Genomic DNA, 24,741 nt, shown 5'->3' with positions numbered 1-24,741 from the left:
TTTTAATTCCACCTATTTTGGTTAAACGAATTTCTTTTCCAATACCACATTACTAAAAAACCTACTACTGCTCCACCAATGTGCGCCCAATAAGCTGTATTGGATGGACCTAAAATTGTTGAACCGGTAACTGCTGAATATAAATTAATTAAAAAATAACCTCCTATTAAATATTTAGCTTTTATTGGTATGGGTACAAATATAAAGTATAAAGGCATGTTTGGATAAATTAAAACAAAAGCAGCTAAAACACCAAATATAGCTCCAGAAGCACCAACCATAGGAGTTCGAAAGTTACTAACCAAAGAACGCGCAGCTTCTACATTAGAATCGTTTATGTAATATGGAAATTCTCCAGTTTTTAAAGTACTCGATATCATAGTAGGAATTTGATCTAATGCTACGCCAGAGTCGGTTAAAATCTGTAAAGCTCCATAATAACCAATGTAGCTAAATAATACCTGAAGTCCAGCAGCACCCAAGCCTGCAGATATGTAAATATAAATAAATTTAGACTGACCAATACTGCGTTCTAAAACACTACCGAACATGAATAACGCAAACATATTGAAAAAAATATGCGACTGGTCACCATGCATAAACATATGGGTTATAATTTGCCAGATACCAAAGTTAGGATTTTCTGGAAACCATAAAGCAAAAAGCTGATAGGCATAGTCTCCTAAGTACAAAGTACCTACAAAAAAGAGTATATTGGCAATTAATAGAGTTTTTACAGTATCGGTAAGGTTTCCCATTTACAATAGTTTATGTTCTAAATCTTGATGTGCAAAATTGATGAAAATATTTTGGTTTGTAGCCGTTTTTGTTGGTTCCTTACAAGTAAATAATTGATGAATTAAATCATGTTGTTCTTCTGTACTTAAAATTCGGCCTGATTTAATCGCCATGTTCTTAGCTAAAGATTTTGCTAAAATATCGTTTTGTTCAAAGTTATTTTTAGGAATTCCTAAACGCATGTCGGCCACTAATTGATCAAACATAGCAGCAATATCACTTTCTTTAACATGACTAGGAATACCAGATATAAGTGTTTCATTATCTTCCCATTTTTCAAAACTAAATCCTATAAGCACCAAAGCTTCTTGCACATCCGTTAAAATTTGAAAATCAGCTGAACTAAATTCCATTTCTAAAGGAAAAAGCAATTGTTGGCAAGGAGCTGCATCTAGTGTAATACTTTTCATTAAATCTTCATACAAAATTCGAGAATGTGCCCGATGCTGATCTATAACCAATAACTTATCATTTATATCAGCAACAATAAATTTTCCATTAAATTGAAAGCATTTTATACTTTCTGAAATGGCTTCATGTTGAAACAAGTTATTTTCTAAAGGTGCATTTAAAAATTTAGATGAATGTTCAACTTTGTCCTTTTGGGGTTGAATATCAGTATACAGGCTTTCCCAAGCATTAGGTATAATTGGTTTGTGGTTAGAAAAGTTAGATGTTGCTTTTCTTGGAGTTTCTACTTCAAAGGGATTGTAATCTCGATTTACCTGAATTGTGGGATTAGAGATAGGTTTTTTATGTTGTTCGTAGGATGTATCGAAATCCGTATCACGATCGAAGTCTAAAGCTGGTGCGATTTGAAATTGACCTAAACTATGCTTAATTGCACTACGCATAACAGCGTAAATGGAATGTTCGTCTTCAAATTTAATTTCAGTTTTGGTAGGATGAATATTAATATCGACTGTTTTAGGGTCTACATCAATATACAAAAAATAAGAAGGAATAGATTTGTCTCTCATTAAACCTTCGTATGCAGCATTAACAGCATGATGTAAATACGAACTTTTAATAAAGCGATTGTTCACAAAGAAAAACTGTTCACCTCTTGTTTTTTTGGCGAATTCAGGTTTTATTATAAAACCTTTTAAGTGAATATAATCGGTTTGTTCTTCGACAGGAACAAGTTTTTCATTGGTTTTTGCTCCTAAAATTCCAACAATACGTTGCCGAAAATTAGCAGATTTAAGATGAAACAATTCTGATGAATTGTGTACGTAGCTGAAACCTACTTTTGGATGTGCCAAAGCAACACGTTGAAATTCATCGATGATATGGCGTTGTTCTACAGCATCAGATTTTAAGAAATTTCGACGAGCTGGTATATTGTAAAATAAATTTTTCACAGCAATTGAAGTTCCTTTTGGTGTTACACAAGCTTGTTGTTCTTTAACACGACTGGCTTCAATTTGTAATGAAGTTCCCACATCTGCTTTTTCCGTTTTACTCTTAACCTGAACTTGTGCAACAGCTGCAATCGAAGCTAAAGCTTCACCTCGGAAACCTTTGGTGTGTAAGTTAAATAAATCTTCGGCTGATTTTATTTTGGAAGTGGCATGGCGTTCAAAAGCTAAACGTGTGTCGGTCATACTCATACCTAAGCCATCATCGACCACTTGTATTAAGCTTTTACCGGCATCTTTAACCACTAAATTTATTTGTGTTGCACCTGCATCTACTGCATTTTCAAGCAATTCTTTTACAACAGAAGCTGGACGCTGCACTACTTCTCCAGCTGCAATTTGATTAGCAACATGATCGGGTAAAAGTTGAATTATATCACTCATTAATAAACTTGACTAAATATGGATAAATCAAAATCGATAATATATAAAAAAACAAGAATTAAAATTGCAGCAATTAATAAAATCCTACCGTTAAACGAGCGGTTGCCTCGAGTTCTACTTTGTTTTCTAGCTTCTGCCCATTGCGAACCAAAATCGATTTGGTTGGTTGTATCTTTGTATTTTTTAAACTTCGAATCGAATTCGTATATATTACCTTCAGACTTCCCTTTGTAATATCTAGGAGTATAGTTGTAACGCTGGTTTTTGTTCAGCTTAAAGGAATTGAATTTTAACATGAAAACGATTTTGAACAAATTTAATCATTTCCTAATAAATCTGGGCGTTGGCCAATAATTTTAAGAAAAATAAAGGTCTAATGAATCGGCTTAATTTTCAAATCCATAAAATTTAGCATCCTTTTTAAGCTGAGCCATTTTTATAGCAGCAATGGCAGCTTCTGTACCTTTGTTTCCGTGTTTACCACCCGATCGATCTATACTTTGTTGAATATGATTATCGGTTAAAACACAAAATATAACTGGAATATCGCCATTTATGTTCAAATCCATAACGCCTTGAGTAACACCTTGGCAAACAAAATCGAAGTGTTTGGTTTCTCCTTGAATTACCACACCAACCACTACAATTGCATCTAGCATATCAAAGCTTTCCCGCATTTTTTTAGCAGCATAGACCAACTCAAAACTACCAGGTACGTTCCATCGCACAATGTTTTCCTTAAGAGCTCCATTCTCAATAAATGCATCAAAAGCACCTTGAAACAAGTTTTGTGTAATCGTTGGGTTCCATTCTGAAACAACAACGCCAAATTTAAAATCTTTGGCGTTGGGTATTTCTTCTTTTTGGTATGTAGATAAATTTTTATGTGCTGTTGCCATAATATAATTTACATTAAACCTTCAGCTTTACCAGTTAAGGCTTTAGCTTGTCTAGCTTCTGTAGCTTCTGGAAATTCTTCGTTAATACGCTCTAAATAACCAAGCGCTTTTGCTGGTTCTTTAATTTCTAAAGCCGTAATAGCAGCTTTTAGTAAATACTTTGGTGTTGTAAAACTATTTTTACTTAAACTAATGGCAGACTCAAAGTAGCCAAGAGCTTCTTTAGGCTGATTAATTTGCAAAAAAGCATCACCCAAAGCTCCTTTTGCCATAGGTGCAATTACTTCATCGTTTAAATTGAATCTATCTAAATGATCGATTGCTTTTTGGTATTCACCAATATTCAAATAAGAGATACCTGCATAGTAATTGGCTAGAGCAGCGGTTTTTGTTCCACTAAAATTATCTGCAACAGCAACAAAACCAGGCTTAGCATTACCTCCATTAATAGCTAGTTTAAAAATTGAATCTTGTGCTGTTCCGGTAGCATTAATTGCATTGTCGAAAAAAACTTGTGCTTGATGCATTTCTGCAGCAGCTTCTTTTTCTTTAGGGCCTAAAATAAAGTTTTGATAACCTAAATAACCTAAAACAACTACGGTTATTAATACAATTACACTTAAAATTACATTTTGATTTTTACTAATAAAAGCTTCCGTTTTTGAAGCGCTTTCGTCTAAAGAATCAAATACTTCTGCAGTTGTAGATTCTTCTTGGATTAACTCTTCTTGCTCTTTTTTATTTTTAGGCTTGTAGCCACGTTTTTTGTAAGTTGCCATATTGCTTTTTAATTCAATTGGCAAAAATATAATTTTAATTGAATATTCATCTTTCCACTTCTGTTTTTTTAATCTACTTATTAACATAACAACACTAATATAATCTTAGATAGTGAAGTATATTTATAAACTGTAAGCTAAAATCGAAAACAAAATAGTACATTCGTGAGCATTAACCTATGTTTAATTAATTGAAGCAAACCGCATGGTATTAAGGGATTTATCGATTATTAACTTTAAAAATATTACACAAAAAGAGTTTCATTTTAATGCTAAGATTAACTGTTTTGTTGGCAGAAATGGCGTTGGCAAAACCAATATATTAGATAGTATTTATTTATTGGCATTCGGAAAAAGTTATTTTAATCCTATTACCAAACAAAATATTCAGCATGGAAGCGATTTTTTTGTAGTTGATGGTAATTTTCAAAAAAATGAAAATCAACAACAGCAAATTGTAGTTTCTGTAAAAAAAGGACAAAAAAAAATTATTAAAAAGAATGCTAAAGTCTATGAAAAAATAGCAGACCACATCGGTGAGATCCCCTTGGTAATCATTTCTCCAGCCGATCGCGATTTAATTGTAGAAGGCAGCGAAATTAGAAGAAAATTTGTAGACTCAGTAATTGCACAAGGAAACAGAACTTACCTAAACGCATTAATTAATTATCAAAAAATACTTTCTCAACGCAATGCTTTATTAAAATATTTTGCAGCTAATTACCAATTTAATCAAGCACAATTAGACGTTTATAATTTACAATTACAAGAGTTTGGTACTTATATTTATCAAGAGCGCGAAGCTTTTGTAAAAGAGTTTCAACCCATACTCCAACAGCGATACGAAAACATAAGTAATGCCAGAGAATACGTAAACTTTGTGTATAAAAGTCAACTGCAACAAGATGATTTTTCAACGGGATTTGAAAAGCATTTAGAAAAAGATAAACGTTTGCAGTATAGTAGTTTTGGAGTACACAAAGACGATTTTCAATTTGAAATTCAAAATTATCCAATAAAGAAATTTGGTTCGCAAGGACAACAAAAGTCTTATTTAATTGCATTAAAATTTGCACAATACGATTATATGAAAGCCCAAAAAGGAACCAAACCATTATTGTTATTAGACGATATTTTTGATAAATTAGACGAAGAACGTGTGCAAAAAATTATTGAAATGGTAATGAAAGATGATTTAGGGCAACTGTTTATTTCGGATACGCATGCGCAACGAACTGAAAAAGTGGTACAAGAAAACACAAACGATTATCAATTATTTGAGCTAACTTAAAAATAGAAAAATGAAAAATATTATATGTATTGTAAGCCTTGTTCTTCTTTTTAGCTGTAACAAAAAAGAAATTAATTTAAGTAATCTTGATGGCTATTGGGAAATTACAAAAGCTGAAAATAATAAGGGAAAATCTAAAGAATTTCCCTATAATCAAACGGTCGATTATTTTGTTTTAAAAGATTCAACTGGATTTAGAAAAAAGCTAAAACCTTTGTATAATGGAAAGTTTAAAGGTAGTAAAGACATTGAAAATTTTATGGTAATTACAAAAGATGATACTTCAATTATTTTAAAGTACTCCACTAATTATGATTCTTGGGAAGAAGAAATTTTAAGTTTAACTTCAGAAGAATTAGTACTTCAAAATAAAAATGGAATTATTTATACTTATGCACCTTACACTGGTTTCAAAAAAATTGAAGATGAAGAATAAAACAAGATTTAGTGAAGAAAAAAGTTTAAAAGATTTATTACAAGATTTTAAGAAAAACGATAAACTCTCTAAAGGATTTAATCAATTAGCTATTGAAGATGCTTGGCATAACGAATTAGGTCCAGCTATAAAAAACTACACCCAAAGCATTCAATTAAACAGAGGAAAATTATTTGTAAAACTAAACTCTTCTACTTTACGAGAAGAGTTAAGTTACGGAAAGCAAAAAATAATTGATATGTTAAATGAAAAAGTCGGCGAAGCTGTGGTAAAAGAATTGATTTTAATTTAATAGCATTGATTAAAATAATTTAGTTTTCCTTAAATTTTAGCGAATTCCAAAATACTTCGATTAATTTTCTTCCTTGCGATAACTCGTTATCGTCCATAGCCATAGTCATGATTAAAATTCCTGAATCTTTTTTACCTATTGAAGTAATTTCGTAAATGTTAATTTCGTCGTTATAAGTTAAAGTAGCTTTTTGTATGCTTAAAGTTTGACCACTCAATAAGGTTTTTTCGTAATCTTCTCGTTGCATTTCGAAACCATAATTTAAACTTTCTTTAGTGACATCGTTAAGCATCATTTCATTTAAAAAAGCGGGATTAAAAGATACGTATTCTTGCAAAATTACACCCGTTCCTTCTGCTGTTACCATCATTAATTGTTTGATACCTTCATCTAAAATAACTTCAGAAATAGGATTAGTTCTCAGGTATTTAAAACTCGATAAATTACTGTTATATTCTAAGGTATCTTTAGCTCGTAATTGAAGGTTTATTTCCTTTTTCCAACTTTATAACTGTAGCTTTTATCAAGTTCAATTTCAAGCTCTTCGCCATCGATAGTTAAGTAAAATTTATCTTGTGCATAATTAGTTTGCCAACCAAAAATTAAAGCAATGGCAATAAGACTTAAGTTTTTCATTTTATCGGAGTTTATTTCGGTTAAGAATAGATTTTAAATTTACTTTTATTTCTTCACTAGCATCAATTAACATGCGCTCATTGCTAGGGAAAGGTACCGCTCTATTTTGTAAAAGCTGTCTTTCTTCGTCGTTTAATACACGGGCATCACCTTGAAAAGATGCAAATACATTTTCGAAAATAAATTCTGATGCCAATGGAAATGAATTAATTTGTTGGTTAGCCTTCAGATCTTGGTAAATTACTCTAGCTTCAACCATCACTGCCTTACGTTGAACGCTTTTTATCAAGACACCTTCTACTTCAACATAAATATCTTCTTTAATTCTATTTCCTTCATCGTCTTTAATGTAATTTCCCCTAGCATCGGTTTTATATTTCCAACCATCTACTATTTCGTCTTGCAATTGAATTTCGCGTTCTCGTAACTGGTCGGGAGAAAAATTAAAATTGGTAAAATCGATTAATAAACCAAAGTCATAATCTAAGTCTGTTTCTAAATTAGTGTGGTACTGTGTCCACTTATCGTTTAAACCATAAGTATTAAAGTCGGTTATAACATCTTGTAATTGTTGTGGAATAACAAAACCGGTTTGATTTTCGATACTAACTATAACAAAATCAGTTCCCAAAAAATAAGCTTCATCTATTAATTTAACTGTGTTTTTGTAGTTGGGTCGTATGCTTTGTAATTCTTGCAAATCATCAAAAGCTTGTCTTGCACTAAATTTTTCTCTGCTGTTTAGCAACATATTAGCTTCTTGGTAATAAAATTCTACCAATTCATCTTGAGCTTCTAAAATTGCTGAAGAATAATCTGTAAAGTTAAATTCTACTTTTGTAGCTAAACCTTGGTGGTATAATGGCAAAAGTGGCTGAATACGGTTTTGAATACGGTCTAACTTTTGGTAGGTATTATAAATTTCAATGATGTTGGCATCATTCTTTTCGCGTTCTAGAAAGCGAATTCTTTTTTTATCTCTTACGGTTAACTTTGTAAAAGCTTCCTGTAGGATTAAAATTTGTTCCTGTCCTCTACTGCGTGTTTGGTCACGCTGTAAATGATTAATGGCAATATCGATAGCTTGTTCGTAGTTTCCCATCGCTATTTTTTTCTGTGCTTTTTTAGCTGAATTACAGCTTACTAAGACCAACAAAACCGTACAGAGAAGTAATATTTTTTTCATCTTCTAATTTTATTTTTCAAACATAGTAATAAAATAGAAATACTACTCTAAGTGAACAAATCTAAAACATCAATAATTTTGAAACTAATCTAAATAAGCTTTGTGCTTATTATAAAGTGAAATATATTTGCAGCGCTATTTGAAATTAATCTAAATAAATGTCAAAAACACCCCTATTCATCTGTCTACTCTTGGTAAGTTTAATTTCTTTAGGACAAAAAGATACTGAAAAAACAAAAAAAAAAATTATAGCGAAGAACGCTTTCCGTTTGAAATAGATTCTACTGAATTTTAGATGAAGTAATTTTAAAACCAAACACTGTATTGGGTAGTAAATTTCAGGCCCGTAACCGAACTGGATCTGCTTATTTTCTCTCTAAAGAAGATTTACAAAAACACAACTATTTAGATGTTAATCGGGTTTTAGGACAAATTCCTGGTATAAATGTATACGAAGAAGGTGGTTTTGGATTACGACCTAACATTAGTCTACGTGGAACTTCGCCAAAGCGATCGGCAAAAATAACACTTATGAAGATCGTGTTTTAATTGCACCTGAGCCCTACTCTGCTTCTGCGGCTTATTATTTTCCAAATGTAGCACGTATGCAAGCTGTAGAAGTATTAAAAGTAAGTAGCCAAGTACAATATGGCCCATTTACTACCGGTAGTGCCATCAATTTTGTTTCTTCTGAAATTCCAACTGAGTTTAATGCAGAATTAAGAGCAAATTATGGCTCGTATGGAACTTCAAATTCTATGGTTAGATTTGGTGAAACGATGCATAATTTCGGTTACATGCTAGAGTATTTAAAAAATACTTCTAACGGATTCAAAAATTTAGATGGACCTGGCGGAACTGGTTTAGACCGGGATGATATAGTAACTAAATTTATATATACTACCGATAATGATGCTAAATTTAAACAATATATTGAATTAAAATTACAGTATGCTGAAGAAGATCGTTTTCAATGGGTAGATGGTTGCCGAATCTTAGATGGTGTAATGGGGCTAACTTCATCTGGAGTTCCCGGTACCGATAGCAACTGAATTTCGATGGCAGAAGCAGTCTCAGCTCATTTGTTGTATAAAATTAATAATTTAATGCTTACACCTGGCTTGCGTTACGAAAATGTAAACTTAACTCGTGAAGATTTCGGTACTGCTGATGTAAGCCGAACTGGAACAGATTTAAATATTACCAAAAATAATTTTGCCCAATTTATACCAGGCATTGGAGCCAATTATAAATTCAATGAAAATTTATCAGCTTTTGCTGGAATACACCGCGGTTTCTCTCCAGCTGGCTTTGTTGAAAATCAAAACCCCGAAGAAAGTACAAACTATGAACTAGGAACCCGTTTTAATTGGAAAGGATTTACCAGTGAAGTTGTTGGTTTATATATTGATTATACCAACATGTTAGGCAGCGATTTAGTAGCAACTGGTAGAGTTGATGGAAGTTTAGACCTATTTAACGCTGGAGCTTTAAAAGTACAAGGTTTTGAAGTACAACTCGATTACAATCTTATTGAAAAAAGCAATATGAAATTACCCATAACATTTGCTTATACCTACACTTCTACTGAATTTCAATCTGATTTTGATTCGCCTGTAGGCATTTGGGGAGAAGTTTCAACTGGAGACGAGATGCCCTACATCCCAAACCATCAATTCAATTTGAGTACAGGGTTTGAATATGGAAAATTAGAAATTAATTTAAATGCTCGCTATAGAGATGAATTTAGAACCGTAGCTGGCGTTGTAAGTATTCCCAAAAACCAAAAAGTAGAATCGATGTTTGTAATTGATGCATCTGCTGCCTATCAACTTACATCAAAATTAAGTTTAACTGCCAATATAATTAACTTGTTAGATAAAGTTTATGTTTCATCACTTGTTCATGCCGGATTACGACCTTGACACCCATTCGGAATTTATGGCGGATTAAGATTGCAGCTCTAACTTGATCTTTAACATTTAAAAGTCATCAAAAAAGCCATTTCAAACTGAAGTGGCTTTTTTAGTGGTATTATACGGAAATTCTAAAATAAAAACTAATTACAATAGTTTAGCAGCGCTTCCAAAAGCATTCTACTTTCGTCTCCTAAACCTTTTGCTTTTTGTAAATCTTTACAGATTTGATCTATGGCTTCTACTGTTACATCTACTTTCGAGCTTCCAAATATGGGTGATTTATGATCGCTTTCAGGCTTATTGGCATCTTCAAACTCTTGTTTTCTTAGTAGCGTAAAAGCGCGATTTGTATATGCATAAGCATCTAAAGGCTCAATTTGTATGGCTTGGTTAAAATCAGCTAAAGCTTTTTCAAATTGGTTGTTGTTTAAATAGGCCGTACCACGTGCAAAATAAGCATCATTCCACGTAGACTTTAATTTTATGCAGTGGCTAAACTCCTCAATTGCTTTAGAAAAGTTAGCAAGCTTAAAATATTGTTCTCCAGCTTCATATAATTGCTGAAGCTTTTTTTCCTTTTTAGTTTCAACTAGTTCTCCATTTACAAAATTGCTGCTTCCCTTTAAGGCACCTGTAGAATAGTAGGATTTAACTTCACCGTTTAGTTTTCCGTTTTCAGAAAAGAAAGAAACTTGCTTTAAATTTCCGTTGGGGTGAAATTTTTTCCACTCGCCTACTTCATATCCATTTTCATAAAAACCTATTTGCTTAATTTCTCCATCAAGAAAATAACGCACTTCTTTACCATCGGGAAATCCATTTTTATACTGCATTTGTTCAGAAACCTTTCCATCTTCAAAAAAAAGCCAGCGTTCTCCGTCTAATTTTCCGTCTTTAAAAGTTCCTTTACCTTGTAATTTTCCATTTACATAATAATCTCGAAAAGGTCCAGAATAAGGATTGGGTTTATTGTTTAAATGCCATTTACCCTTAATGCGTTGCATTTGTTTAGAAGACGGAATTTGCTTTAAACTGTCTGGCCTATTTACAAAATTTTTAGTGGTAATTTGAACCAACTTTTTGACTTGATGATAACCTAAACGATCAATTTTTGAAGGATCATCAACCTCTTGAATCGAATGTATATCCTTTTCAGTTAAGTCTTTTAATTCTATTAAATAAACACTTTGTACTACAATACCATCAACTTCATAAATTACTTCTTGTTTTTGAGCATGAAGCATACAACTAAACAGAAAAACATTTACACCAAATAATATCTTTAAAGTGTTTATTTTCATATTAAGTAAGTCATTATTCAAAAAAAATGTATAGAATCTTTATTTTTGGGAAAAATACACAAATGAAATATATATTTAGCATCATACTTTCATTTTTAGCCTTTCAACTCCAGGCGCAAGTTAAAAATGAAACCGAAAAACGTATCAAAAAAAAGGATGTTCCTGAAGAAGTAATGGAATGGTTTAAAGATGCCTATGAAAAAAGAAAAAAAGTAAAGTGGTTTTACCAAACTGATGGAGAAAAAACGGTGTATGAAGCTAAATTAATGTACAAAAAACAAAAACACAGTGTTGAAATTTTACCTAATGGAAATATTGTAAACATTGAAGTTTTAATTGATTTTGATACGATAGAAGCTAATTCGAAAAATAATATTGAAACTTATTTATATGCCAATTACACCAAATTTAGCATTAAAAAAGTACAGATACAATATACAGGAAGCAATGACGATTTAGAAGATTTAATTGATGAAGATGAATTAAATGAAGCTATTACAATTAACTATGAAATAGAGTTTTATGGAAAAAATGAAATAGTAGATGAATTATGGGAAGGCTTATTTAATAGCGATGGAAAACTGATGGAACATAGAAAAATAAAATTAAAAGCAACCGATAATTTAGATTACTAACTATGCAACCTATCAAAGCATTATATTTTATACTATTTGTATGTTGCCTATATAATACCACAGGTAATGCGCAAAATACACGACAATCAATAGGTTTTTTTCCAGAAGCTTCATTGAGTTATAAATTAAACAACGGATATTCCATTACCCATAAAATTGAATCGCAACATGGAGTTTTCGATAAAACATCGCAATTAAATGAAGAATTAGCATACAAGCATGTTTTAACCGATTTACAAAGCTTTATAGGTAAGAAAATTAGTCCCTTTGTAAAAATAGATTTAGGTTATCAATACCGTTTAGAAAAAGGAGAAAACACACACCGCACCATACAACAAGTTTCTATTTTACAACGGGAATCGCGTTTTAGGTTGGGACATAGAATTCGAATAGACCAAACCTTTTTTAAAGAAGCAAAAACACTTTGGCGAGCAAGATACCGAGCAAAAATTCAAATTCCATTACAAGGATTTGAGTTAGATGCAGGAGAAAAATACATTAGTTTAAGTAACGAATTGATTTATATGTATCAAGATAGAGAAGATGATTTAGAAAACAGACTTGCTGCTAGTTTAGGTTTTTATATTAACGATAAAAATAAACTTGAAATTGGGTTTGATTATCGAACAGACGACTATCTTGTAGAAGATAGATTTCGACATCGTTTATGGTTTAAAATAGGCTATTATAAATCAATTTAAAAACAATCACCCACTAAAACTAAGTTTCAACATAGTATTAATAGAGTTAAATTTTTAAATATGCTAGATGCTAAAATTCCCTCTGGTCCATTATCTGAAAAATGGGAAACTTACAAACAAAATGCTAAGCTAGTAAGTCCAAACAATCGCAATAAGTTAAAAATAATTGTGGTTGGAACAGGTTTAGCAGGAAGTTCTATTTCTGCATCTTTAGCAGAAATGGGATATAATGTAGAAGCCTTTTGTTTTCAAGATACAGCACGTAGAGCACATTCGGTTGCAGCACAAGGTGGAGTTAACGCATCTAAAAATTATAAAAATGATGGTGATAGCGTTTACAGGATGTTCCGTGACACTTTAAAAGGTGGCGATTTTAGGGCGCGAGAAGCCAATGTGTATCGCTTAGCCGAATGCTCGATGAGTTTAATAGACCAAGCCGTTGCACAAGGCGTTCCTTTTGGTAGAGAGTATAGTGGTTATTTAAATAATCGCTCGTTTGGTGGAGTTCAGGTAAGCAGAACGTTTTATTCTCGCGGACAAACTGGTCAACAACTCTTACTCGGTGCTTATCAGGCACTTTTGCGACAGGTAAATCGAGGAAAAATTACCCTACATACTAGCCACGAAATGTTAGATTTAGTAATAATCGATGGAAAGGCAAAGGGAATTATTTCTAGAAATTTAGAAACTGGAGAAATTAAAAGACACGTCGCTAATGCTGTAGTTTTAGCAACAGGTGGTTTTGGTAAAATATTTTATTTATCAACGTTAGCAATGGGATGCAATGGTTCTGCTATTTGGCGGGCACATAAAAAAGGAGCTTTTGTAGCCAACCCAAGTTGGACACAAATTCATCCAACATCTTTACCACAATCGGGTAAACATCAGTCAAAACTTACCTTAATGTCTGAGTCGCTTCGAAATGATGGTCGCATTTGGGTACCTAAAAAGAAAGCTGAAAATCGCAAACCTAATGCAATTCCAGAAGAAGAACGCGATTATTATTTAGAAAGACGTTACCCTGCATTTGGAAATTTAGCTCCACGCGACATCGCTTCAAGAGCTGCAAAAGAACGTATTGATGCTGGACATGGAATTGGTGCTATGAAAAATGCCGTGTATTTAGATTTTAGCAAAGCCATACAAGACCACGGAAAAGACTTAATTAAAGAACGTTACGGAAATTTATTTTCGATGTACGAAAAGATTACAGGAATTAACGCCTACGAAGAACCGATGAAAATTTCTCCAGCTGCGCATTTCTCCATGGGCGGTTTATGGGTAGATTATGAATTGATGACTAATATTCCAGGTTTATTTGCTTTAGGAGAAGCCAATTATGGCGATCATGGTGCTAATCGTTTAGGAGCAAACTCCTTATTACAAGCTTGTGTAGATGGTTACTTTATTGCGCCATATACCATCGGAAATTATTTAGCAGACGAATTAAAAGATGCCTTACCCGACGTAAATAACCAAGCATTTATTGAAGCTGAAAATAAAGTAAAACAGCAATTAGATTTTTTTATTAATAATAAAGGAAGTAAAACCGTAGATCATTATCATAAACAGCTTGGTAAATTACTATACGATTATTGTGGACTATCGCGAAGTAAAAAAGGTTTAGAAAAAGCTATTAAAGAAATTAGTGCTTTAAGAGAAGATTTTTTAAAACTGGTATTAGTACCTGGAAACACCAAAGAAGTAAATGCAGAATTGGAAAAAGCAGGTCGTGTTTACGATTATTTTGAAATAGCCTTGTTAATGTGCGAAGATGCTTTACAACGCGATGAATCTTGTGGTGCACATTTTAGAGAAGAATACCAAACCGAAGATGGAGAAGCTATGCGGGACGACGAAAACTTTCAGTACAGCTCTGCATGGGAATGGAAAGGGGAAAATAAAAAACACCAACTTCATAAAGAGAAATTGGTGTTTGAATATGAAAAACCTAGTATTAGGAGTTATAAATAAGTTTTAATTAAAAAATTAAATTATTTTATATCTTTTTCTATCAGTTTCCTTTAAGTATATTTTTCGAATACGAAGATGGTTAGGAGTAACTTCTACATATTCATCTTTTTGAATATATTCTAAAGCTTCTTCTAACGAAAACTTTTTAGCAGGTACAATCTTAGCTTTGTCGTCTGCTCCTGAAGAACGAACGTTCGATAATTTTTTAGTTTTGGTAATATTTACCGTCATATCATCTTGTCTAGAATTTTCTCCGATAACCTGACCTTCATAAATATCTTCACCTGGATCTACAAAAAACTTACCACGATCTTGAAGCTTATCGATTGAATAAGGTATAGCTTTCCCTTTTTCCATAGAAACCAAAGAACCATTCATACGTTGAGGAATATCTCCTTTTAAAGGCTGAAATTCTTTAAAACGATGAGCCATAATTGCTTCACCAGCAGTAGCAGTTAATAATTGATTTCGCAAACCAATAATTCCACGCGAAGGAATTATAAATTGAATAATCATGCGTTCTCCACGCGTTTCCATGCTTAACATTTCACCTTTTCGTAGAGTTACCATTTCTACAGCTTTACCCGATAAATTTTCAGGCAAATCGATAGTTAATTCTTCAACAGGTTCGCATTTAACACCATCAATTTCCTTAATAATAACCTGTGGTTGACCAATTTGCAATTCGTAACCTTCTCTGCGCATAGTTTCAATTAATACAGACAAGTGCATTACACCACGTCCAAATACATTAAATTTATCTGCAGAATCAGTTTCTTCTACTCTAAGCGCCAAGTTTTTTTCTAATTCTCTTTTTAAACGGTCTTTAATGTGTCTTGAAGTAACAAATTTTCCATCTTTACCAAAGAAAGGCGAATCGTTTATAGTAAACAACATACTCATAGTTGGCTCGTCGATAGCAATAGATTTTAGTGCTTCAGGATTTTCGATATCGGCAATAGTATCGCCAATTTCAAATCCTTCTAAACCTACAATAGCACAAATATCTCCAGGTTGAATTTCTTCAACTCTACGTCTTCCTACTCCTTCAAAAGTATGTAATTCTTTTATTCTTGTTTTAGAAATAGTTCCATCGCGTTTTACCAATGAAACCGGCATATTTTCCTTTAAAACTCCACGGTGTAAACGACCAATTGCAATTCTACCGGTATAGGAAGAGAAATCTAAAGAAGTAATTAGCATTTGGGTGTTACCTTCTTTAATTTTGGGTGATTCGATATGTTCAATAACCATATCTAGTAATGGTTCAATATTTTCAGTTTTAACATCTGGGCTATCGCTCATCCAGTTGTTTAAAGCTGAACCATAAACCGATGGAAAATCGAGCTGCCATTCTTCTGCACCCAATTCGAACATTAAATCGAAAACTTTTTCGTGCACTTCGTCGGGTGTACAGTTAGGCTTATCTACTTTATTGATAACCACACATGGCTTTAAACCTAAATCTAAGGCTTTTTGTAAAACAAAACGGGTTTGTGGCATAGGTCCTTCAAAAGCATCAACTAAAAGAAGTACTCCATCTGCCATATTTAAAACACGTTCAACTTCACCACCAAAATCGGCGTGACCAGGTGTATCGATAATATTAATTTTTGTTTCCTTGTAAACAACAGAAACGTTTTTAGATACAATTGTAATTCCACGTTCGCGCTCAAGGTCGTTATTATCTAAAATAAGATCTCCAGTAGATTCGTTTTCACGAAATAATTTACAGTGGTGCATAATTTTATCCACTAAAGTTGTTTTTCCGTGATCTACGTGAGCTATAATCGCTATGTTCTTGATATTCATAAAAAGGCATTATTTAAGTCGGCAAATGTACGGTTTATTTCTTTCAGAAAAACAGCTTGAAGCATAAGGAAATAAAAAGATAAATAAAAGATAAATAAAAGATAAAAAACTGACTATATGCACTTTAAAAAATATTAAATTAAAATTAGGTTTGATTTATTTTAAATAGGTAGTTTTTTTAACACTTTTAATTAAAAAAAAATCATTAAAAATTAGTGTTGCAGATAGAAGCTGTACTATTTTTGCTTGCTGTTTTTTTGCGAAAAAGTGTAACCTTTTGTAAAAAACTGCGTACAAATTATAAAACTGAATAGTTATTAATGAGACAACTTAAAATTACCAAACAGGTAACCAATCGAGAAACTGCTTCGTTAGACAAGTATTTACAAGAAATTGGTAAAGTAGATTTAATTACTGCTGAAGAAGAAGTAGAATTAGCACAACGTATTAAAGCAGGCGACGATCTTGCCTTAGAAAAGCTTACTAAAGCCAATTTACGATTTGTAGTTTCCGTATCTAAACAATACCAAAACCAAGGTTTAACTCTGCCCGATTTAATTAATGAAGGTAATTTAGGCTTAATAAAAGCAGCAAAACGCTTTGATGAAACTAGAGGATTTAAATTTATTTCGTACGCTGTTTGGTGGATTAGACAATCTATTTTACAAGCTTTAGCCGAACAATCTAGAGTAGTTAGGTTACCTTTAAATAAAATTGGTTCGATTAATAAAATTAATAAAACCTATGCTTTTTTAGAACAAACTAATCAGCGTCCACCGAGTCCAGATGAAATTGCGAAGGAATTAGATATGTCTATAACCGATGTAAAGGAATCTTTAAAAAATTCAGGCAGACACTTATCGATGGATGCACCACTTCGAGAAGGAGAAGATTCTAGCTTATATGATGTATTAAATTTTGAAGAATCGCCAAATCCAGATAAAGATTTGATGCACGAATCGCTTCAAACAGAAATTGAACGTGCTCTAGAAACATTAGCACCGCGTGATGCCGATGTAATACGTTTATATTTTGGCTTGAATGGTAACCAACCCATGACTTTAGAAGAAATTGGTGAAACCTTTGGTTTAACCCGTGAACGTGTTAGACAAATTAAAGAAAAAGGAGTTCGGAAATTGAAGCACAATTCTAGAAGTAAAATTTTAAAAACTTATTTAGGTTAATTTTACGTATTCAAGATTTAGCATACAAGTGCAGCATTTAAAATGCTGCACTTTTTTTTTAGTTATGTATCCTTGCCTCTATTTTTTTTCTTCCATTTATTCCTAGCATACTTTTGCATATCGTCTACTTTATCTTTTTCGTCGATAATTTCGAAACCGAGCATTGATTCTATTATATCTTCTAAAGTAGTAATCCCATCCATACCACCATATTCATCTATAATTAATGAAATATGTTCACGTTTAGATAACATTTCTTCCCATGCATTAAAAAGTGTAACTGTTTTAGGAAAAGTTAGTATATCTCGTTTGATATCTTTCAATTTCACATCAAACTGATCTTCTGCTAATTCTTCAAAAACCATTGAACGTAAGACATAACCCGTAATATTGTCTTTGTTATTTTTAAAAATTGGAATTCTAGAGAAGCTTAAAAACTCTTTGTTATCCATGAATTCTTGTAAACTCATATCTTCACTTGCCGTAATTACCACAACTCTAGGAGTCATTACTTCTGCAACTTTAATATCTTTTAATTTTATTAAATTCTGAATAATTTTATTTTCATTGTCTTCAAAAATACCTTCATCTGTGCCAATATTAGCTAAAGCTGAAACTTCTTCTCTACTAGTCGTAGGTTCATTTTCATTTCTAGAAAGCACTTTAGTTAAGTATGAAGAAATCATGACAAAAGGATAAGTAATAAAAATCATAGCACGAATAGTAGATGCAGAGACATTCATTAATTCTTTGGAATAATTAGCTCCTAATGTTTTTGGAATAATTTCAGTAAAAACCAATATTAAAATAGTTAAAATGGCAGACACCATTCCAAAATATGCATCACCAAAAATAATGGTTGCTTGTGCTCCTACTCCAGCAGCACCAACTGTATGAGCAACCGTATTAAGCGAAAGTATAGCAGATAATGGCTGATCTACGTTTTCTTTTAATGCTAACATTTTTTTTGCTTTTTGCTGTCCGTTTTCAATACGTGAAATAATGTAAGAAACAGGTAAAGACAACAATACAGACTCCATGATGGAACAAATAAAAGATACTACTAAAACTAAAGCTAAGTATGCAAATAATAATGCCATATTAAGTTAAGGTAAAATTGATTAGTACTGAATGTACTCTGTAATTTCTAAGCCATAGCCAATCATACCAACACGTTTCTTTTTTTGTGAATTCGATAAAAGTTTAATTTTATGAATGCCTACATCATGCAAAATTTGAGCGCCAATTCCAAAATCTTTGCTGTCCATGCTTACATTTGGGGCTTTCATTACTCCGTTGCTTTGTTGCTCTTTTAAAACACTCAGTCTGTTCAATAAATTAAAACCTTGGTTAGATTGATTTATAAATACAATTGCTCCTTTGCCTTCATTGTTGATGGCTTTAAACATGTCATCTAGCTTCTTATCTGCATTATTGGTTAATGTTCCTAAAATGTCATTATTAACCAATGTGGAGTTTACGCGCACCATTAGGGGTTCGTTAGGCTTCCAACTTCCTTTAGTTAATGCTATATGTACATGTTGATTAGTAGTTTGTTGGTAAGCGCGTAAACGAAACTTTCCAAAACGAGTTTGTATTTCAAAATCTTCCTTTTTTTGAATTAAAGAATCATGTTGCATCCGGTAGGCCACTAAATCTTCAATACTCACTAATTTTAAATCGAATTTTTCTGCGACTTTTACCAGTTGAGGCAAGCGAGCCATGCTGCCATCTTCATTCATTATTTCAACAATTACACCCGCAGGTTTTAAGCCTGCTAATCTGGCAAAATCTATAGCTGCTTCGGTGTGTCCAGTTCTTCTTAATACTCCACCTTCTTTCGCTTTTAGAGGAAAGATGTGTCCAGGTCTATTTAAATCTTGTGGTTTAGTTTCATCGTTGGCTAATGCTTGGATAGTTTTAGCACGATCTAATGCAGAAATACCTGTGGTTACTCCATTTCCTCTTAAATCTACAGAAATTGTAAAAGCTGTTTCCATGGGGTCGGTGTTATTACCAACCATCATATCTAAGCTTAATTTTTTACATCTGTTTTCTGTTAATGGAGTGCAAATTAATCCACGGCCATGAGTAGCCATAAAATTAATCATTTCGGGAGTAACTTTTTCGGCTGCTGCTAAAAAATCTCCTTCGTTTTCGCGGTCTTCATCGTCTACTACAATAATAACTTTACCAGCACGAATATCTGCAATGGCTTCTTCTATGCTTGATAATTGAATTTTCTCTTGATTATTTGTCATATTACAAAAGTACTTACTCTCTAGTTTTATATTTATCCAGTTTCAGTTTAATTAACAACTTACGAATCGGAACGCTTATAAAATCGATGTTTACGAAGCCTTGATCGGTTGTAGCTCTATAGGTAAAGTAAATTCCTACAGGCAAAAACACAAAAGTTGAAATCCATGAACCTAAAAATGGAGATATTTTTCCCGTTTCGGCTGAGTTTTGAGCAAAGATTCCTAAAAAATGATAGATTAAAAATATAACTATTGCAAAGACTAAGGGTAAACCTATTCCTCCTTTGCGAATTATTGCTCCTAAAGGCGCACCAACAAAAAATAAAACTACACAAGCAACCCCCAAAGCGTATTTATTGTGTAAGTGTGTTTCGGTTTTGTTTAAGACTATAAACCTATTTTTATAAGAATTTTGTTGGTTTTTAATTTGTGGTAAAATGCTATTTACTGTACTAATGGCTCTACTGAAAATTTGACCTGACTCCCGATCAGGGAATTCGAATACAATTTCTTCCATATCGTAAACACTAGACAAATCTTTGTACTGTGGATCTGTTTTGTTTGTGTTTTTATTAGAGTTATTTTGATTGTTATCTTTCTGTCGATTTTCGTTTAAAATTGATTGTATACTCTTTGATTTGGTTAAAATTGCTTTGTGTGCAAAATCACTTAATTTAGCTGAATCTTCAGGTTTGTTTTGAGATGAAGAATTATTGTCTTGGTTTTTGTTTGGAGTGTTTTCTTTTTTACTAGTATCTTTTTTAATTTTTTTCTTGATGGGAGTTCGGTTATTTACGCTCGAAAACCCATTACGTTGAATAATTAGATTTTGGTAACGATCTTGAGCACGATTTAAGTCTGCCGAAGCCGTATCTATCTGACTAACCAATTCGCTTATATTTAGCATTTTATATGGATGCGATACACTTTCGTCTCCCAAATCAACTTTGTTAATTTCAGACAAATCTATGTTGATAATGTGTTCTTTAAACGAAGATTTTACAAAAGGAAGCGTTCTCCTTTTTTCAACTGTATTTGGGTAAATTTCGTTGTAGTAATGGCCGTTGTGTAGGATTAATTTTAAAAAATTAGAGTTTTCTTCTGAAGCTAACTCACCTTCTTCAGATTTAATTACTGTATAATTACCAGGTCTTCCTTTTAATTTTTGATGAATAATTACATCTTCTAAAAATTGATTGTTTTCGCCAGACTTTTTATTTACCTTAATGTTGTAATTTCCAACTTCAGTGAAAACGCCTTCCACAATAGCCATGGCTGGTTTTACTTTAGCAATGTTATTTTTTAAATTAATAGCTTTAAATTCTGCCCAAGGAATAACTGTATTGGAGAAATAAAAAGTAGCAAAACCAAATATCACTATAAAAAGTATTAAGCTTCTCATTGCACGCTGTAAAGAGATTCCTGCCGACTTCATAGCAGCAAATTCGTAGTTTTCAGCAAAATTACCGAAAGTCATTATAGAAGCTACCAAAACTGTAAGCGGCAGCAATAAAGGAACTTGATAAGGCAAATAATAGAATAAAAACTTAGCAATTACTAGTAACTCGATATCCTTACCTGCAAAATCTGATATAAATTGCCAAATGGCTTGCAAAACAAATATGAGCATGAGTATAACAAATACCGAAAAAAAAGTTTTCAGGAATGAAAAAAGAATGTACCGATCTAGTATTTTCAATTTATTTTATTCTATTGATGTAGTAATTGCTATACTTCTTTTCGTTAAACTGGAATAAGATTTCAGAAAGCGGTTGGTTAAATTTGAAGCTATTTACTTTAATTTCAGTTTTTGTTCCGTTGTCCTGAATTTGAATTAAATTATGAATGTGGTAGGTTTGCTGATCAATTCCTAAAAGTATTTCTTTAACTTCTTTTTCTTGGTCTGTTGGTATTAGTTTAACAAACTGAATTTTTCGGCCTTTATTATTTTGTATAATATCCATTTTATAATCGTAGCCATCTTTAAAAAAAGTAAGCATGGATGAAGGAGTAATCTCATTGTTATCATCCTTATTGTATGGTGAAATAATCACTTCTTCGTCTTCTGGTATAATCGTATAGATATATTCACCATCAAAAATACGTTGTGTTCCCATTAAATTGAGTACATACTTATCGTCTTCTATGGTAACATCGCCACGAGTTTCTTGTTTAACATTTTCGGTTGTATTTTCTAGAGTATATCGAAAAGATATAATAACATTATTGTAGGCTTCAACTTTTTGAAGTACCTTATTTACTATTTTTTTAGCTTCAGGATCAGATTGTGCTGATAGTTTAGGAGCGTAAAAAAGAGCGAAAACAAAAACACTAAGTATTATTAATTTAATTTTCATACGTATATAATTTTATTCAAGTAATTGTTCTAAAGCTGTAAGGTCTGTAACTAAAACTTGTCTTGCTTTACTACCTTCGAAAGGTCCGACAATTCCTGCTGCTTCTAATTGATCTATAATTCTACCAGCTCTGTTATAGCCTAATTTCATTTTGCGTTGTAAAAGTGATGCTGAACCTTGCTGAGCAGTTACAATAATTTCTGCAGCTTCTTTAAAACGTTGATCCCGTTCATCTATATTATCATCAAGACTTGTGCCACCTTCTTCGCCTTGATATTCGGGAAGTAGATGTGCATCGGGATAAGCTTTCTGCGAACCTATAAAATCTGTAATTCGTTCAACTTCTGGAGTATCGACAAATGCACATTGCAATCTAACCAAATCGTTACCTTGTGTAAAAAGCATATCTCCCCGACCAATTAATTGGTCGGCACCACCGGCATCTAAAATAGTTCTTGAATCGATTTTGGAAGTAACTCTAAAAGCCAAACGTGCTGGAAAGTTAGCTTTAATCATACCTGTAATAACATTTACAGAAGGCCTTTGTGTGGCAATAATTAAGTGTATTCCGATTGCCCTAGCCAATTGTGCCAACCGAGCAATTGGCGTTTCTACTTCTTTTCCGGCGGTCATAATTAAATCGGCAAACTCATCTACTACTAAAACTATATAAGGCAAGAATTTATGTCCATTTTCGGGGTTGAGTTTACGAGCTTTAAATTTCTCGTTATATTCAGCTATATTTCTCACCATGGCATCTTTTAGCAAATCGTAGCGTGAATCCATTTCAATACACAAAGAATTTAAAGTGTTAATTACTTTAGAATTATCGGTAATAATAGCTTCTTCCACATCGGGCATTTTCGCTAGATAATGCCTTTCAATTTTATTAAACAAAGTAAGTTCTACTTTTTTAGGGTCGACCAGTATAAACTTTACTTCTGCTGGATGTTTTTGATACAATAAAGATGTTAAAATTACATTTAATCCTACGGATTTACCTTGGCCAGTTGCACCCGCCATTAATAAGTGGGGCATTTTAGCTAAATCTACAACAAAGGTTTCGTTAGAAATAGTTTTACCAAACGCAATAGGTAAAGCCATTTTACTTTCTTGAAATTTACTAGATGCAACTACCGAACGCATAGGTACAACTGAAGGATTTTGGTTAGGCACTTCAATACCAATGGTGCCACGACCAGGAATGGGTGCTATAATACGAATTCCTAAAGCTGAAAGTGAAAGTGCAATATCATCTTCTAGATTTTTAATCTTAGAAATGCGAATTCCTGCTTCGGGGATTATTTCATATAATGTAACCGTTGGTCCAACCGTTGCTTTTATTTCGGCAATACCTATCTTATAATTTTTGAGCGTTTCAACAATCTTATTCTTATTGCTTTCTAACTCAGATTGGTCTATTGTTATGCTTTTGCCTTTATTGTAATCTTTTAATAAATCTATACTAGGAAATTGATAATTTGCCAATTCTAACGTAGGATCAAATTCACCAAAATCTTCAACTAATTTTTTACTGGTAGCATCAACTTCGTCTTCTTCTTCGGCGGTTTCAACTTCCATAGCAACATCATCTTGATTTTGAGATTCAATAATGATTTTTTCTTTAGGCTGGCTTTTAGGTTCTGTAATTTCAGTTTCAACTTGATCATCATGTGTTGATGATAAATCTACTTCTACCGATTTTTCTTCAGTGCTAGGCTTAGTTAAATTATTTATATCTGAGTTTTCGTGAACTGAAGTCGATTCAGAATTCAGTTCATTTTGAAGTTTTTGATCTTCTGAAAAATCGTCTTCGATAGCTTTTTTGCTGGATTTTAGTTTAGAAATAACCAAATCTGGTGTAATATTTAAACGAATAATAAAATAAAGTATAAGCATAAAAAGCAAAACAGCTCCAACCCCAGCTTTACCAATAAAATCCTGTAAAAACATATTGAGTTCAAAACCTGTAACTCCACTTAATAAGGCTTTATCGGGTAATATAAAACTCAATAAAACCGATAACCACAACATGGCCGCTAAGCCCCAAAACCAGAATTTATGTAATTTTTTAATGCTGATATTTAAAAACAAATACAAGCCTGTAAAAGTAATAAGTAAAGCAACATAAAAGCTGGCTACACCAAATCCACTATACATAAAAAAATGACTTATTTGAGCGCCAAATTTACTCAGCCAATTATCAGCTACAATTTCTCGTTGGGCAAATTGATTTAATAAGCTTTGGTCAGCTTTCCAAGAAAAAAGAAATGACACAAAAGCAATTAATAACATAATCCCAAAAAACAAAAGGAAACTACCTAAAATCACCTTGTTTTTTTTGGTAAAATTCAACTTTGGAAAATTAAATCTAGCATTTAATTTTGAAGTTTTTTTCTTGCTTTTTTGGGTCATACCCTTCAGAATTAATTAATTTCCAAAAGTACAAATATTAAACGAAATCTTTAGAAATAG

25 protein-coding genes are annotated in these 24,741 nt (G+C 32.5%); 10 read left to right on the top strand and 15 right to left on the bottom strand.

Translation table 11 applies throughout. The features are described from left to right. Window positions 1–2: 2 nt before the first annotated feature. The 5 genes from IEV63_RS10640 to IEV63_RS10620 all read right to left on the bottom strand — a co-directional run bounded on the left by IEV63_RS10640 (window position 3) and on the right by IEV63_RS10620 (window position 4,281). The gene (locus tag IEV63_RS10640) at window positions 3–758 is read right to left on the bottom strand and encodes a rhomboid family intramembrane serine protease (RefSeq protein WP_188406798.1); all 756 of its coding nucleotides are present in this window, start codon (window positions 756–758) and stop codon (window positions 3–5) included. Then, a complete protein-coding gene (mutL, locus tag IEV63_RS10635; protein WP_188406797.1) occupies window positions 759–2,603 on the bottom strand; it encodes a DNA mismatch repair endonuclease MutL in 1,845 nt (614 codons plus the stop codon). It lies immediately after the preceding gene. Next, window positions 2,603–2,899 carry a hypothetical protein gene (locus tag IEV63_RS10630; RefSeq protein ID WP_188406796.1) on the bottom strand — a complete coding sequence of 99 codons (297 nt, stop codon included), beginning with the start codon at window positions 2,897–2,899 and terminating at the stop codon, window positions 2,603–2,605. Before IEV63_RS10630 ends, mutL begins: the two co-directional genes overlap by 1 nt. Window positions 2,900–2,989: 90 nt before the next feature. Then, entirely contained in the window at window positions 2,990–3,502 is a 513-nt protein-coding gene (gene ribH / locus IEV63_RS10625; protein ID WP_188406795.1) for a 6,7-dimethyl-8-ribityllumazine synthase, read from the bottom strand. An 8-nt stretch (window positions 3,503–3,510) separates the two neighbouring features. Further along, window positions 3,511–4,281, bottom strand: a complete 771-nt coding sequence (locus IEV63_RS10620; RefSeq protein ID WP_188406794.1) for a tetratricopeptide repeat protein — start codon at window positions 4,279–4,281, stop codon at window positions 3,511–3,513. Window positions 4,282–4,486: 205 nt separating this feature from the next. On the opposite strand from IEV63_RS10620, the gene recF reads away from it, so the two are divergent. Genes recF through IEV63_RS10605 form a run of 3 tightly spaced genes read left to right on the top strand, consistent with a single transcriptional unit; the run spans window position 4,487 to window position 6,300 of the window. Then, complete coding sequence (gene recF / locus IEV63_RS10615; protein ID WP_188406793.1) at window positions 4,487–5,572, top strand: DNA replication/repair protein RecF; 1,086 nt, start codon at window positions 4,487–4,489, stop codon at window positions 5,570–5,572. A gap of 10 nt (window positions 5,573–5,582) precedes the next feature. Continuing rightward, window positions 5,583–6,008, top strand: coding sequence for a lipocalin family protein (locus tag IEV63_RS10610; RefSeq protein ID WP_188406792.1), 426 nt, complete (start codon window positions 5,583–5,585; stop codon window positions 6,006–6,008). Then, window positions 5,998–6,300 (top strand): DciA family protein, encoded by a 303-nt coding sequence (locus IEV63_RS10605; RefSeq protein WP_188406791.1) that lies wholly within the window; start codon window positions 5,998–6,000, stop codon window positions 6,298–6,300. The genes IEV63_RS10610 and IEV63_RS10605 overlap by 11 nt, the downstream gene beginning before the upstream one ends. Before the next feature lie 19 nt (window positions 6,301–6,319). On the opposite strand, the gene IEV63_RS10600 is transcribed toward IEV63_RS10605, so the two are convergent. The 3 genes from IEV63_RS10600 to IEV63_RS10590 form a co-directional block, all read right to left on the bottom strand. Continuing rightward, window positions 6,320–6,670 carry a hypothetical protein gene (locus tag IEV63_RS10600; RefSeq protein ID WP_188406790.1) on the bottom strand — a complete coding sequence of 117 codons (351 nt, stop codon included), beginning with the start codon at window positions 6,668–6,670 and terminating at the stop codon, window positions 6,320–6,322. A gap of 116 nt (window positions 6,671–6,786) precedes the next feature. After that, window positions 6,787–6,936, bottom strand: coding sequence for a hypothetical protein (locus IEV63_RS10595; RefSeq protein ID WP_188406789.1), 150 nt, complete (start codon window positions 6,934–6,936; stop codon window positions 6,787–6,789). Between the two features lies 1 nt (window position 6,937). After that, complete coding sequence (locus IEV63_RS10590; protein WP_188406788.1) at window positions 6,938–8,122, bottom strand: hypothetical protein; 1,185 nt, start codon at window positions 8,120–8,122, stop codon at window positions 6,938–6,940. A gap of 324 nt (window positions 8,123–8,446) precedes the next feature. Between IEV63_RS10590 and IEV63_RS10585 the strand changes: the two genes are divergently transcribed. From IEV63_RS10585 to IEV63_RS10575, 3 genes are read left to right on the top strand one after another with little or no spacing between them, the layout of a single operon-like run. Further along, window positions 8,447–8,671 (top strand): TonB-dependent receptor plug domain-containing protein, encoded by a 225-nt coding sequence (locus IEV63_RS10585; protein WP_188406787.1) that lies wholly within the window; start codon window positions 8,447–8,449, stop codon window positions 8,669–8,671. Window positions 8,672–8,727: 56 nt separating this feature from the next. Continuing rightward, window positions 8,728–9,174, top strand: a complete 447-nt coding sequence (locus IEV63_RS10580) for a hypothetical protein (RefSeq protein ID WP_188406786.1) — start codon at window positions 8,728–8,730, stop codon at window positions 9,172–9,174. Between the two features lie 6 nt (window positions 9,175–9,180). Then, window positions 9,181–10,047: a TonB-dependent receptor domain-containing protein gene (locus tag IEV63_RS10575; protein WP_188406785.1), complete on the top strand. Its 867-nt coding sequence runs from the start codon at window positions 9,181–9,183 to the stop codon at window positions 10,045–10,047. 134 nt (window positions 10,048–10,181) lie between these two features. Here the strand turns inward: IEV63_RS10575 and IEV63_RS10570 are convergent, their stop codons facing one another. Then, complete coding sequence (locus IEV63_RS10570; protein ID WP_188406784.1) at window positions 10,182–11,342, bottom strand: tetratricopeptide repeat protein; 1,161 nt, start codon at window positions 11,340–11,342, stop codon at window positions 10,182–10,184. Window positions 11,343–11,404: 62 nt separating this feature from the next. Here IEV63_RS10570 and IEV63_RS10565 point away from each other — a divergent pair, with 62 nt between their 5' ends. From IEV63_RS10565 to IEV63_RS10555, 3 genes are read left to right on the top strand one after another with little or no spacing between them, the layout of a single operon-like run. After that, window positions 11,405–11,977, top strand: coding sequence for a hypothetical protein (locus IEV63_RS10565; RefSeq protein ID WP_188406783.1), 573 nt, complete (start codon window positions 11,405–11,407; stop codon window positions 11,975–11,977). A gap of 2 nt (window positions 11,978–11,979) precedes the next feature. Next, complete coding sequence (locus IEV63_RS10560) at window positions 11,980–12,678, top strand: DUF2490 domain-containing protein (RefSeq protein ID WP_188406782.1); 699 nt, start codon at window positions 11,980–11,982, stop codon at window positions 12,676–12,678. A 60-nt stretch (window positions 12,679–12,738) separates the two neighbouring features. After that, window positions 12,739–14,652 (top strand): fumarate reductase/succinate dehydrogenase flavoprotein subunit, encoded by a 1,914-nt coding sequence (locus IEV63_RS10555; RefSeq protein WP_188406781.1) that lies wholly within the window; start codon window positions 12,739–12,741, stop codon window positions 14,650–14,652. 15 nt (window positions 14,653–14,667) lie between these two features. Here IEV63_RS10555 and typA read toward each other — a convergent pair whose 3' ends face one another. Next, a complete protein-coding gene (typA, locus tag IEV63_RS10550; RefSeq protein ID WP_188406780.1) occupies window positions 14,668–16,464 on the bottom strand; it encodes a translational GTPase TypA in 1,797 nt (598 codons plus the stop codon). 320 nt (window positions 16,465–16,784) lie between these two features. On the opposite strand from typA, the gene IEV63_RS10545 reads away from it, so the two are divergent. Next, complete coding sequence (locus IEV63_RS10545) at window positions 16,785–17,648, top strand: sigma-70 family RNA polymerase sigma factor (protein ID WP_188406779.1); 864 nt, start codon at window positions 16,785–16,787, stop codon at window positions 17,646–17,648. A gap of 62 nt (window positions 17,649–17,710) precedes the next feature. Here IEV63_RS10545 and IEV63_RS10540 read toward each other — a convergent pair whose 3' ends face one another. From IEV63_RS10540 to IEV63_RS10520, 5 genes are read right to left on the bottom strand one after another with little or no spacing between them, the layout of a single operon-like run. Beyond that, window positions 17,711–18,748: a CNNM domain-containing protein gene (locus IEV63_RS10540; RefSeq protein WP_188406778.1), complete on the bottom strand. Its 1,038-nt coding sequence runs from the start codon at window positions 18,746–18,748 to the stop codon at window positions 17,711–17,713. A gap of 21 nt (window positions 18,749–18,769) precedes the next feature. After that, on the bottom strand, window positions 18,770–19,909 hold the full coding sequence (ribB, locus tag IEV63_RS10535; RefSeq protein WP_188406777.1) for a 3,4-dihydroxy-2-butanone-4-phosphate synthase: 1,140 nt from the start codon (window positions 19,907–19,909) through the stop codon (window positions 18,770–18,772). Between the two features lie 13 nt (window positions 19,910–19,922). Beyond that, window positions 19,923–21,608, bottom strand: coding sequence for an LptF/LptG family permease (locus IEV63_RS10530; protein WP_188406776.1), 1,686 nt, complete (start codon window positions 21,606–21,608; stop codon window positions 19,923–19,925). 1 nt (window position 21,609) lies between these two features. Continuing rightward, a complete protein-coding gene (lolA1, locus tag IEV63_RS10525; protein WP_188406775.1) occupies window positions 21,610–22,266 on the bottom strand; it encodes an outer membrane lipoprotein periplasmic chaperone LolA1 in 657 nt (218 codons plus the stop codon). A 12-nt stretch (window positions 22,267–22,278) separates the two neighbouring features. After that, window positions 22,279–24,681, bottom strand: a complete 2,403-nt coding sequence (locus IEV63_RS10520) for an FtsK/SpoIIIE family DNA translocase (RefSeq protein ID WP_188406774.1) — start codon at window positions 24,679–24,681, stop codon at window positions 22,279–22,281. Window positions 24,682–24,741 lie beyond the last annotated feature (60 nt).

Origin of the sequence: Psychroflexus salis (assembly GCF_014640175.1) — a bacterium.
Classification (GTDB): Bacteria; Bacteroidota; Bacteroidia; order Flavobacteriales; family Flavobacteriaceae; genus Psychroflexus; species Psychroflexus salis.
The sequence above is the reverse complement of the archived record's forward strand: the minus strand, read 5'-3'. Positions and strand labels throughout refer to the sequence as shown.